We start from the raw sequence: 12,054 nt of genomic DNA on the forward strand, positions 1-12,054 counted from the left end.
CACGGCGTAATTATTGTCAAGGTTAGGTGTTACACTGAACGTAATAAATTGATCTTTGATTCAACCCCAGAGTGCGCGGAGAACGCTGAGATTCTCTTCTCAAAATTCACTCTGCGACCTCAGCGCACTCTGCGGTTAATTGAATCCAGTTCGATTAAGAGTAAGATTAGGATTATGATTAAGAGTGCTTAACCCACGTTCTTTCGGGCATTCTGAAACATCTTTAGCCAGGGTCCAGCTTCACCTTCGAAGGTGCCGGGAGCCTTATAGCTCATCTGCACCGACCTAAAGCAACGCTCCGGATGCGGCATCATAATCGTGGCCCGACCGTCCTCGGTCGTGAAGGCCGTGGAGCCATTCGGGGAGCCGTTCGGATTGATCGGATAGACTTCACTGGCTTCGCCTTTGCTGTCGATGTAGCGGAGGGCGATGAGGTCGTGGGTGAGGCATTTTTCGAAGTCGCCGGTGTGGGTGAAGTCGGCGCGGCCTTCGCCGTGGGCGACGGGGATGGGCAGGAGTGATCCTTCCATGCCCTGGAAGAAGAGGCTGGGGGTCTTGAGGACCTCGACGTTGGCGTAGCGGGCCTCGAACTGCTCGGAGCGGTTGCGTTTGAACTCGGGCCAGTGCTGGGCGCCGGGGATGATGTCCTTGAGCTGGGAAATCATTTGGCAACCGTTGCAGACCCCGAGCGTGAAGCTGTCGGGGCGCTCGAAGAATTCCTGGAACATGTCCTTCAGTTTGGCGTTGTAGAGCACGCTCTTGGCCCAGCCGGATCCGGCCCCGAGGACGTCACCGTAGGAGAAGCCGCCGCAGGCGACGAGGCCGGCGAAGTCCTTCAGGTCGACGCGGCCGGCGAGGAGATCGGTCATGTGGACGTCGATGGGGAGGAAACCGGCGCGGTCGAAGGCGAAGGCCATTTCGTTTTGGCCGTTGATGCCTTGTTCGCGGAAGATGGCCATCTTGGGCCGGTTTCCGGTGGGAAGGTGGAAGGTGGAAGGTGTGAAGGTTTCTACCTCATCGAGATCAAACTCCGGGCGGATGAGGGTGCCGGCGGAGCCTTCGTCGAGGAGTTGGTCGTATTCTTCCTTTGCACAGGCCGGATTATCCCTGGCGGCCTGCATGTGGTAGGTGAGCTCGGACCAGGCGCGGTTGAGAGTTGTGATGCTTTCTGAATAGAGTGCTTCGTTGTTCAGGCTGACCTTGAGTTGGAGATCGGTTGTGGTGTTGCCGATCAGGTGGGTGACTTTGGAGAGGCCGTGTTTGTTGAGGATGGCGGTGATGTCGAGGAGGCGGGATTTGTCGATTTCTAGGACGGCGCCTAGCTCCTCGGAGAAGAGGATGTTGAGTGGTTGAGTGGTTGAGTGGTCGGTGGTGGAGGTTAGTTTGTCCAGTATGAGGTTGACGCCTTTGCGGCCGGCGAAGGCCATTTCGGCCACCGTCGCGAGGAGGCCGCCATCCGATCTGTCGTGGTAGGACAAGATAAGGTCCTCTGCGAGGAGCTCCTGGATGGCGTTGAAGAAGCCCTTGAACAGCTCGGGATCGTCGAGGTCGGGGCACGCGTTGCCGACTTGGTTGTAGACTTGCGCTAGCGTGCTGCCGCCGAGGCGGTTTTTGCCGCAGCCCAGATCGATGAGGAGGAGGGCGGACTCGGCAGACTTGAGGTCGGGGGTGGCGGTTTTGCGGACGTCTTCGACGCTGGCGAAGCCGGTGACCATGAGGCTGAGGGGGGAGACCTGTTTGTGGTCCTTGCCCTGGGAGTCCTGCCAGTTGGTGCGCATGGACATGGAGTCCTTGCCGACGGGGATGCAGATGCCGAGGGCGGGGCAGAGTTCCATGCCGACGGCCTTGACGGTGTCGTAGAGGTTGGCGTCCTCGCCGGGCTCACCGGCGGCGACCATCCAGTTGGCAGAGAGCTTGATCTTGCCGATCTGGCCGACGTAGGACGCGGCGAGGTTGGTCAGGCATTCACCGATGGCGATGCGGCCGGAGGCGGGCGCGTCGAGGATGGCGAGCGGGGTGCGTTCCCCCATGGCCATGGCCTCACCGGTGGTGCTGTCCATGCTGCTGGCGGTCACGGCGACGTCGGCGACGGGGGTCTGCCAAGGGCCGACCATCTGGTCGCGGGCGACCATCCCGGTGATACTGCGGTCGGCGATGGTGATGAGGAAAGTCTTGTTGGCCACCGCGGGGAAGCGGAGCACGCGGTCGACGGCGTCGGGTAGTTGAATTTCCGATACGTCGAGCTCGGCGTGGTCCTCGACCAGGCGGGTGACGTCCTTGAGCATCTTCGGGGTCTTGCCGAGGAGGACGCCCATTTCCATGTCGATAGGCTTGTTCTCGAAGTGGGAGTCCTCGAGGACGAGGCGTCCGTCGTCGGTGGCTTCGCCCACGATGGCGAAGGGGCAGCGCTCCCGGGTGCAGAGCTTTTCAAAGGCCTCGATGCGGTCCGGCATGACCGCCATGACGTAGCGCTCCTGGGACTCGTTGCACCAGATCTCCATGGGCGACATGGAGGAGTCCTCGTTGTGGACGTTGCGGAGGTGGAAAACGCCACCGGTGGCCTCGACGAGCTCCGGAAGGCCGTTGGAGAGACCGCCCGCGCCGATGTCGTGAATCGAGAGCATGGGGTTGCCTTCGCCCAGGGCGATGCAGCCGTCGATGACCTGTTGGCAGCGGCGTTCCATTTCCGGGTTGCCGCGCTGGACGGAGTCAAAGTCGAGCGCCTCGGACTGCGAGCCGGCGCCGATGGAGGAGGCCGCGCCGCCGCCGAGGCCGATCTTCATGGCCGGTCCGCCGAGCTGGATGATGAGTGCGGTGGGTGGGATGTCCTTCTTGGCGACGTGTTCGCGCTTGAGGTTACCCATGCCGCCGGCCGCCATGATGGGCTTGTGGTAGCCGCGGTGCTGGCCGTTGTGCTCCAGCTGGAGGGTGCGGAACATGCCGCAGAGCTGCGGACGCCCGAATTCGTTGCCAAAGGCGGCGCCACCGATCGGGCCCTCGATCATGATGTCCATGGGCGAGGCCATGCGGCCGGGGTGCTCCGCGATGGGCTTCTCCCAGGGGAGCGGGTAGCCCGGCACTTCCAGGTTCGAGGTCATGAAGGCGGCCAGGCCCGCCTTGGAGCGTCCGCCGATGCCGGTGGCGCCCTCGTCGCGGATTTCACCGCCGACGCCGGTGGCGGCCCCGGGAAAGGGGGAGATCGCGGTCGGGTGGTTGTGGGTCTCCACCTTGCAGAGGATGTCCAGCTGGGAGGCTGTCTTCTGGTAGCGGAAGCTGCCGTCCGCCTGGTTGACCTCCCACCAGTCGCCGGGGAAGCCCTCCAGCACGCCCGAGTTGTCCGAGTAGGCCACCAGCACGCCGTCCGGATTGAGCTCGTGGGTGTTGCGGATCATCTTGAAGAGGGAGCGCTCGCTCTTTTCCCCGTCCACGATCCAGTCGGCATTGAAAATCTTGTGGCGGCAGTGCTCCGAGTTGACCTGCGAGAACATGACGAGCTCGGCGTCGGTCGGGTCGCGCTCCATCTTCTGGTAGGCGGCCACCAGGTAGTCGATCTCCTCCGGCGACATGGCCAGCCCCCAGTCCACGTTGGCCTTCTTGAAGGCCTCCGGGCCCTCCGCCATGAGCGGGACGGTGCGAAGCGGAGCGGGCTGGAGATGCTGGAAAAAGTCGTCAACCTGGTCGTAGATCGCTTCGGTCATGCGGTCGTGCAGGGCCAGCAGGGCGAGGCCCAGCTCCTCAATCCCGAGCACCAGCCCGGCCTCGGAGGTGATGATGAAGTGGATGCCGCGCTCGACCCGGAGAACGTCGCTCAGGGCGCAGTTGTGAAAGATGTCGGTGGCCTTGGAGGACCAGGGAGAGATGGTGCCCTTGCGCGGCGTGACAAAGAAGCCGCCCTCGTCGTTGCGGGTGAAGTGCTCCGTGGCCGCGAGCAGGGCGAAGGCGCGCTCGGTGGTCTGGTCGTCGAGCGGGCCCTCGGACTCGATAAAGTAGCATTCGACGGCATCGATCGAGGCGATATCGTGCGCGTCGATGGCTTCATTGAGCGCTTTCTGGAGCGCGGTGAGACGGAAATCGGAAAATGCCGGGCGGCCTTGAAGAATGATTGGTTGCATGCGGAGAAGAACGTCGAACGTCCAACATGGAACATTGAACGCAGAATGGATGAGTGAGTTTTCGCGCGATATTCGACGTTCGGACTTGGATGTTCAATGTTCGATGTTATCGAGCACGAAAATTTTGTCGTTTGCTGTGGTTCGTTCGACCTACTGCGACTGAGGCCAGGGGATTTTCAACCGTCGATCCGGCTTCGCAGGGACAAGAGGGCGAAAAAAAGTTAATAGCATTCAAGCGAATAGCTCCTCCATGGAGGTAACTCCGCGTTCTCTGCGCCTCTGCTGTTCAAATCTCTCAGTAATGATCCTCGGGGCCCGGTCGGCTGAAGAGCTTCGAGGCGTCGATGGGTTCCTTGGCCAGCTGCTCTAAAGGTTTATCGTGCCAGTCGGATTCGTCATCCCGCTCGTTGGAATGATAGCGCTTTCGGGTCTCCATTTCCCATTCGCCTTGGGCATTTTTGATCACGGAGCGCTCTTCCGTATAGCCTTTTGGGAGGCAACTACAGCCGGAGGTAAGGGCAAGCGTCCCAAACATGAGAAGAGCGAGAGTCTGCTTCATGGTTGGAAACTAGAGTTTAGCTGGCGCGGCACAAGGTTATGAAAGTTTATTTTTTTGCCCGCGAAGGGTCGCGACGATGCGCGAAGTTTTCACCGCGGATGGGGATGTCGATATTTGGTGGTACGTTTAACCTAGCTTTGCTTACGCAGGGTCCGCGTTTATAATTCTTAAGCTCATCTGCCTGAACCAGTCAAATGGTGCTTAACTTTCAGATCCTCCGCTCAGGTTGACCCACGCTCGCTTCGACTGGCATCCGCCAGCGGAGCCTCTACGGATCTTAAGCCGGCTTTTTCGCGGCATTCCCTTTGACTTCACGGTGAAGCCTGTAGGCTTGTTGGGCATGGCTTACCGATACTACCTGACCTTCTTCTTGCTCCTCCAAAGTTTTTTCCTGGCTTCGCTTTCCGGCCAGGACGCGTCGGCCACGATCAAGGTCGGCTTACGGGAAACGGCGCCCTTTGCCATGAAAGACACGGCCGGGAACTGGTCGGGTATCGCGGTCGACCTCTGGAATGCGGTGGCGGCGCGCAATAACTACAGCTTCGAATACGAGACCTACCGTCTGGCGGATCTGTTGAAGGCGCTGGAGGCGGGCGAGGTCGATGTGGCGGTGGCCCCCCTGACTATTACAGCCGAGCGGGAGAAAGTATTCGATTTTACAATGCCCTTCATGCAGTCGGGACTGGCGATCGCGACCGAGGTCAAGCCCAGCGGCTGGTGGCAGACGGTGAGGCGCTTCGTCTCGCTCCCTTTCCTGCAGGCGGCGGGGGCGCTGGCCTGTGTCATTGCGATCTTCGGGGTGCTGATGTGGTTTTTCGAGCGGAAGAAGAACGAGATGTTCGGCGGGACGACCGCCGAGGGCATCGGCTCCGGTTTCTGGTGGTCGGCTGTGACGATGACCACGGTCGGCTACGGCGATAAAGCCCCGGTGACTCCGGCTGGACGGTTTGTGGGACTGGTCTGGATGTTTGCCGCCATCATTATTATTTCTGGTTTCACGGCGGCGATTGCCTCCTCCCTAACCGTCAGCAATCTGGAGAGCCGGATCGAGAGTCTGGAGGATCTGCGCGGTGAGCGGGTGGGGGTTTTGGAGTCTTCCAGTGCCGCGAGATTTCTCAAGGACGAGCGTATCCGCTACCGAAGTTATCCCACCCTGAATGAGATGATGGATGAGCTCGAAGCCGGCGACCTGGTCGCGGTGGTGCATGACCGGCCGATCCTACGCTATGAACTCGAGCAGCGCGATGCCGGCGACCTTTCGGTCCTGCCCGAGCTGCTGGAACCGCAAGCGTATGCGTTCGGTCTGCAGGCGGGTTCGCGGCTGCGCGAGTCGGTCAACCGTGCCTTGCTGGAAGTGACGCAAGCTGATGCTTGGCGTGACGGGCTGGCCACTTACTTTGGACAACCATGACAAAGCAATCAGTGAAATGGGGGATTCTTTCCGCGGGTAAAATTGCCGGTACATTTGCCGAAGCTTTAAAAGAAGCCGAGGGCAGCGACTTGCACGCGGTGGCCGCACGGGATGCGGCGCGGGCGGCGGAATTTGCCGGCAAGCACGGGGCCACCCGCAGCTACGGCAGCTACGAGACCCTGCTGGCCGATCCGGAGGTGGAGGCGGTCTATGTGGCCACCCTTCATCCCTTTCATCTGGAGTGGATCATCAAATCGTTACAGGCTGGCAAGCATGTGCTTTGCGAAAAGCCGCTCACCATGAACCTTCGCGAGGCCAAACGGGCGAAGCAGCAGGCCGACGAGAATCGCTGCCTGCTGCGCGAGGCTTTCATGTACCGGCACCACCCGCAAATGCATAAGGTGGTCGATCTGGTGGAGGGCGGCGCCATCGGTAAGGTGCGGATGATCGAGGCGAACTTTTGCTACCACTCGGACATGGGGCCGGATTCCCGGCTGATTGCGAAAGAACTCGGCGGCGGGGCCATCCTCGACATCGGCTGCTACGGCATGTCCTTCTGCCGGCTGGTCGCCGGGCGCGCCCGCGACCGCCTCTTCGCCGAGCCCATCGAGCTGCAGGCGGTGGGGCATCTCGACACGCAGGCCAGGACCGATCTGTGGACCACCGCCATCATGCGCTTTGAAGGCGACATCCTGGCCAAGACCAGCGCCGCCCTGCGGGTGGAAATGCCCAATCTCGCCTGCATCTACGGAGAAACGGGGCGAATCACGATCACCGAGCCCTGGCACTGCAAGGGGGAGTTACGCGTCGAAGGGAACGGCGGCGAAAATCCTGAAGTCACCCCGACCGATACCTCACGGCATCTCTATGCCTACGAAATCGAATCCTTTACCCAAGAGATGCAGGGCCAGCCAATCGGTGCCAAGGAAGTGGCCATGCGCTACGATGATACGCTCGGCAATATGAAGGCGCTGGATCGTTGGCGCGCGGAAATCGGCTTGAGCTACGAGGCGGACCGGGTAAATGGTTGATCCGCCTCTGCCCGGCGGGACTACGGCGTGACAGGGCGATGATCGGTGGGCGGTTGTCGGTAATCGGTAGAGGCTCCGCTTGCGGATGCCAGTATTATTCGGGACACTCGCATTTATCCTTTGCATTGATGCAGGCTGCACCGAGAAGCATGGTTAATGAGAATAGTTCATGCCTCATCGTGAAAGCGGCAGTGAACCTGAGCGCACTGGCATCCGCAAGCTGAGACTCTACGAGGTAAAAACCAGACTAAACCTTTTCTTGGACGACTTCTTCCGGCTTTGGGGCCGGGTCGGGATTGCGCAGGTCGAAGACCCGGGCGCCGGGACGGTAGCCAATGTAGGCGTAGGCCCACTGCAAGAGGACAGCTGCCTTGTTGCGGAAACCGACGAGGAAAATGAGGTGGACGGCCAGCCAGAGTACCCAGGCGAAGGGGCCGGAGAATTTCAGGCCGCCGACTTCTGCCACCGCTTTGCTGCGTCCAATGGTGGCCATGGTGCCCTTGTCGAAATATTTGAAAGGCTTGCGTTCCTTTACGGGGATGCGGCGAAACTCCTTGAGTTCCTTTTTAATAATTTTGGCGGCGTGTTTCCCCATCTGCATGGCTGCGGGGGAGACGCCCGGGACTTGCTGGCCCTTGATGTCAGTCATGTTGGCGACATCGCCGATGACAAAGACCTCGGGGTAGCCGGGCAGGGAGGTATCCTGTTCCACGCTGATACGGCCCCGGCGGTCAAACTCAGCGGGGATGCTGCGCAGGACGGGGTTGGCTTCGACGCCGGCTGTCCAGATAATGGATTCGGACTCAATAATTTGACCGTCCAGCTCAACAATACCGGCGCGCACATCCTTGACCGGGGCGTCGGTGATGACCTCGACACCCAGGCGTTTCAAATCTTCAGTGGCTTTTTGGGATGAGGCTTCGGTGTAGGCCCCCAAGATTCTGGGTGCCGCCTCGACCAGGACGATGCGTGAATCCTCCGGGCGGATCGAGCGAAAGTCATGTTTGAAGACGCGTTTGGTCAATTCGCTGATGGCGCCAGCCATTTCCACACCGGTGGGCCCGCCACCGATGACCACGTGCGTCATCAGGCGCTTGCGCTCCTCCATATCTTTCGTGGCTTCGGCCCGTTCGTAGGCGTGGAGTATTTGCCGGCGGATGCGGCGGGCCTCATCCAGGGACTTCAGGCCGATGGTGTGCTTGGCCCATTCCGGATGCCCGAAGTAGGCATTCACCATGCCCATTCCGACGACAAGATAGTCGTATTCCACCGAGTCGATACCTTTGAGAACAACGCGCTTGCGTTCCACGTCGATCGATTCCACTTCGGCCATGAGCACATTGACGTCGCGGCGCTTCTGAAAAATCGTGCGCACCGGTTCCGATACTTCCGGCATAGAAAGACCAGCCGTGGCAACCTGATAGAGCAGGGGCTGGAAGAGGTGGTGGTTCTGCCGGTCGATTAAAGTGATTTCCGCGTCCTTATGCTGGAGTGCACGTGTGAAAGCGAGTCCACCAAAACCTGCACCCAGCACGACGATTTTTTTCTTAGCCATCTCAATCCATCGGTCTTTGTGGCGGCAGCTTACATGCGATAGGCGATCAACTGTCTCCTTTTCTTCCCAGAAGGTTGCCAGGCATCGCATTTTACAGGGTGATTATGAATCACGCCGTTAGTATTAAAATATCTAATAGAAGAATGTTTGATAAAAGTTTAGCTTAAACATTTGAATCGTCTGACAATTTTTTATCGCGCGTATTCAAGCGGGGGATACAACAACCTACTCAAACTCATATATACCTTACTGCCTTACTGCTTCATCCCTCATATTGATTCTCGGCTAACCCCTGTATTTTCAGCGTGTCGCTTGGAGTATTAAAGCACGTAATTTCAACTAGTTGCGTGAACGACTTCCTTAGTTTCGTGACAATCTCCAAACTTCGACTCCATGCAGACACCGACTTTTTCCTTCCTTGCGACTGTCTTACGCACACCGACTTTAACCGTCATAGGTATCGCATTCTCGCTTCTGGCGAATCAGTTGCAGGCACAGGATACGGAGAGTGTCGGCCCGCTGCGCACGCAGACGATTGAGCTGAAAGCGGGATGGAACGCGGTCTATCTTGACCTTGAGCCGACCAATGCGGCCCCGAACGACTTTTTTGCGGGCACACCGGTTGGAATCGCGGCCGCCTATTTCCGGCCGGCCACTTCGATGGAGTTCATCGAGAGCCCTGCGGACCTGTTGGGCGACCGCAAGAACTGGAGTATGTGGTATGCACCCGGTCGCGACGATCATCTACTGACCGATCTCTACCGCATGCAGGCCCATCAGGCCTACCTGATTTTCAGTGAGGAGGCGCACACCTTCACCGTGACAGGCACACCATTTTACGGAACGGCGACCTTCTATCCCAATACCTTCAGTCTTGTCGGTTTTCCCATCCACGCCAGTGAGGCCCCGACGCTAGGCAACTTCTTCGCTGGATCCGAGCCGCACGAGGACATGCGGATTTACACACTCAAAGAGGGTCGATGGTCGCTGATCACCGAACCGGCATCCTATTTGATGGAGCCCGGTAGCGCATATTGGGTTTTTTCGGAGGGGGCGTCGGAATTCAGTGGTCCTTTCAGCGTCAGTTTTTCCGGGAGTGGCAACGGCGGGATGTTTTATCGTCAGGAAACCGGAGCCCGCGAAATCGTGGTCCGCAACGAAGCCAGTTACCCGCAGGCAATCCGCATCGGTCTTGAGGCGGGCTCAACCGGCCAACTGCCCCTCGCATACCGGGTGCGTATCGTCAATGCTCCCGAAGAGCCGCTTACCGCCACTTCGGTGTCGATGGGTAACGGTCTTGAACTGGGCACTCTGGAAGCGGGGCAAGCCGTAAAACTTGCGATCGAGGTCGAGCAGAGTCAGGTCAACGCCGCCTTGATGAGCACCACGCTCGTTTTCACTTCCGATGCCGGTCTTCGGGTGGACGTTCCGATTCTTTCTCTTCGCCCCGATCTTGCCAACTAATCCCGCTGGCCTTTCGACCATAAACGCACGATCCGCGACTTAAATTTTATCAAGAACTTACCATGCGCTCATTTCTGAAACCCATCGTTCTTCCGATCACCTTATTAAGTTTTGCCGGCTGCCAATTATGGGCGGCACATCCCTCGCAGGGGCTATGGGTGGGCGAGGTAGCGCTCAACGCGGTCAATGAAGCGACCGGTGCCGTGGGCGATTCAAATACCTACGAATTTACCGACCCGGCGATCACCACACCGACGGCGGATACCGCCTACCTTAGACTGATTGTGCATGTGAACGGCGCGGGTCAGGCCTCGCTCCTCAAGAGCGTGGCTGTGGTCGAGAAGTCCGTGGCGGCGAACGGCGACATCGATGTGCTGTTGATCACGGACCCCACTTTGTATCCGAACTATCCCGGTATTGCGCGGCGCTATGCCACCGCCTTTTACGATTTCGGCAATACCCAGGCGGTGACGGCACTCAACGAAATCATCGACGAAGCCGTTGCCCGTGCGGTGGAAGATAAGAATTCCTCAGCTGCGGACATCGAAACCTACATTAACGGCTTTCTCGATCCAATTATAGAAGCCTCCGATGTCTCGACCGCTTATCTGGACAGTGGTACCGGGGCGAGTTCATTCATCACCGACGACTTTTTCACCGAGGCCGAGGTTCAGCAATTGGCGGCTGATGTCGCCGGGCTGATCGATTCGAACTCTCTTACGGTTGCGGACTTTGCCTACAGCCCGGGCACGCCCTACGGCCCGCTGCCCCCATCCGCGACAAGTTCGGCCAACTTTGACGTCGTGATGGCGGCTGCGGTCGCCTTGCGGGATAACTCCGTATTCTCAGATACCCGTAGTATCGAAGCGATCGCCCGTCTGACCGAGAGTGCCGCCAACGCCGTCGGGTCATTGGACGCTGGTGCCGAGCTTTCGGAAAAGGTCACCGCCGCCGAGGCTGCCGCGATTGATGCCTGGCACAACGCTGCCGATGTCAACCAGGCCTACAACCGCTATCTAGCCAGTGAGGCTTACAGTTCTTTGCCTGAATTCATCGTGGAAATTGCAGTCAACGCCGCGATTACCGAGCTGGGACGCACCACTGACCCGGCTGAGATCCAACAAGCGATCCGCGACGCCCTTATTCTCGAAGATCCTGTGCGGGATGCCGATTCGGCTGCGGTGGCTTTGCAGAGTGCCTCCCTTTTTGGTGACCCCCGTGCCATCAACGCCCTGGAGCGTTTGCTGGGCAAAACCGCCGAATCCGCGGCCGCACAAGTCCTGATCGACGCCGACCCACAGGCACTGACCGAGGTCGTGGAAGCGACTGCCGATAACACCTTTGCCGCGATTCAGGCAGCGCCTGTCTTTGCGACGACACCGACTGCGGCCTACGACCAATTCGTAAACAGTGATGATTTCAGTGAGGCCGCCGCCCTGGCCGCGTCGACTGCCGCGAGCGAAGTTGCCTTTCAAGTCGGCGCCGGAGTGAGCGACGATGATCAATTGGAGTTTTTTGCCGACCGCGCCGTCAAACGCGCGCTGATTGCCGTGCGTAATCAAGTCGCCGGACTGCCTCAGGATTCCGTCGCCTTCAGTGGTGAACTGGTACCCGGCGGTACTGTCGAGACCCAGTTCTTCCTACCTGCGCTGGCACCGACGAATCCCTTTATGCACCGCCTCCACCCCGATCACACGGAAGGTATCGCGATCACCCGCGAGGTGAGCCTCGAAGTCAATCCGACGAGCGCCGCCAGCGGTCTCGACCGTGCTGCATACGGTGTGTCTCGCATCACCGGTACGTACCGCGAGGAAATTTTCGGCCTGCACAAGCCCCTGGGCAACTCGCAGGACATTGGCCTGAAAACCGAGGGCAGCTTCACGCTGAACCGCATCTCCCTGGTCGATACCCTCAACTTTTAG

Annotated in this window: 7 protein-coding genes; 4 read left to right on the plus strand and 3 right to left on the minus strand. The window is 59.2% G+C overall.

Annotated elements, in window-relative coordinates; genetic code table 11:
• Positions 1–188 precede the first annotated feature (188 nt).
• Positions 189–4,112, minus strand: coding sequence for a phosphoribosylformylglycinamidine synthase (gene purL, locus DDZ13_RS03875; RefSeq protein WP_110130110.1), 3,924 nt, complete (start codon positions 4,110–4,112; stop codon positions 189–191).
• 295 nt (positions 4,113–4,407) lie between these two features.
• The gene (locus DDZ13_RS03880) at positions 4,408–4,671 is read right to left on the minus strand and encodes a hypothetical protein (RefSeq protein WP_110130111.1); all 264 of its coding nucleotides are present in this window, start codon (positions 4,669–4,671) and stop codon (positions 4,408–4,410) included.
• A 340-nt stretch (positions 4,672–5,011) separates the two neighbouring features.
• On the opposite strand from DDZ13_RS03880, the gene DDZ13_RS03885 reads away from it, so the two are divergent.
• Both DDZ13_RS03885 and DDZ13_RS03890 read left to right on the plus strand, forming a co-directional pair.
• Positions 5,012–6,082, plus strand: coding sequence for a transporter substrate-binding domain-containing protein (locus tag DDZ13_RS03885; protein ID WP_110130112.1), 1,071 nt, complete (start codon positions 5,012–5,014; stop codon positions 6,080–6,082).
• Positions 6,079–7,113, plus strand: a complete 1,035-nt coding sequence (locus tag DDZ13_RS03890) for a Gfo/Idh/MocA family protein (protein ID WP_110130113.1) — start codon at positions 6,079–6,081, stop codon at positions 7,111–7,113. Before DDZ13_RS03885 ends, DDZ13_RS03890 begins: the two co-directional genes overlap by 4 nt.
• 247 nt (positions 7,114–7,360) lie before the next feature.
• On the opposite strand, the gene DDZ13_RS03895 is transcribed toward DDZ13_RS03890, so the two are convergent.
• The gene (locus DDZ13_RS03895) at positions 7,361–8,668 is read right to left on the minus strand and encodes an NAD(P)/FAD-dependent oxidoreductase (RefSeq protein WP_110130276.1); all 1,308 of its coding nucleotides are present in this window, start codon (positions 8,666–8,668) and stop codon (positions 7,361–7,363) included.
• Positions 8,669–9,061: 393 nt separating this feature from the next.
• Here DDZ13_RS03895 and DDZ13_RS03900 point away from each other — a divergent pair, with 393 nt between their 5' ends.
• A complete protein-coding gene (locus DDZ13_RS03900; RefSeq protein ID WP_110130114.1) occupies positions 9,062–10,132 on the plus strand; it encodes a hypothetical protein in 1,071 nt (356 codons plus the stop codon).
• A 62-nt stretch (positions 10,133–10,194) separates the two neighbouring features.
• The gene (locus DDZ13_RS03905) at positions 10,195–12,054 is read left to right on the plus strand and encodes a hypothetical protein (protein WP_110130115.1); all 1,860 of its coding nucleotides are present in this window, start codon (positions 10,195–10,197) and stop codon (positions 12,052–12,054) included.

This window comes from Coraliomargarita sinensis (assembly GCF_003185655.1).
Classification (GTDB): Bacteria; Verrucomicrobiota; Verrucomicrobiia; order Opitutales; family Coraliomargaritaceae; genus Coraliomargarita_B; species Coraliomargarita_B sinensis.

Excerpts from the sequence above, each read along its gene's own strand:
- DDZ13_RS03890 (WP_110130113.1), top strand. The coding sequence starts at position 6,079 with ATGACAAAGCAATCAGTGAAATGGGGGATTCTTTCCGCGGGTAAAATT.
- DDZ13_RS03885 (WP_110130112.1), top strand. The coding sequence starts at position 5,012 with ATGGCTTACCGATACTACCTGACCTTCTTCTTGCTCCTCCAAAGTTTT.
- DDZ13_RS03895 (WP_110130276.1), bottom strand. The coding sequence starts at position 8,668 with ATGGCTAAGAAAAAAATCGTCGTGCTGGGTGCAGGTTTTGGTGGACTC.
- DDZ13_RS03900 (WP_110130114.1), top strand. The coding sequence starts at position 9,062 with ATGCAGACACCGACTTTTTCCTTCCTTGCGACTGTCTTACGCACACCG.
- DDZ13_RS03905 (WP_110130115.1), top strand. The coding sequence starts at position 10,195 with ATGCGCTCATTTCTGAAACCCATCGTTCTTCCGATCACCTTATTAAGT.
- purL (WP_110130110.1), bottom strand. The coding sequence starts at position 4,112 with ATGCAACCAATCATTCTTCAAGGCCGCCCGGCATTTTCCGATTTCCGT.
- DDZ13_RS03880 (WP_110130111.1), bottom strand. The coding sequence starts at position 4,671 with ATGAAGCAGACTCTCGCTCTTCTCATGTTTGGGACGCTTGCCCTTACC.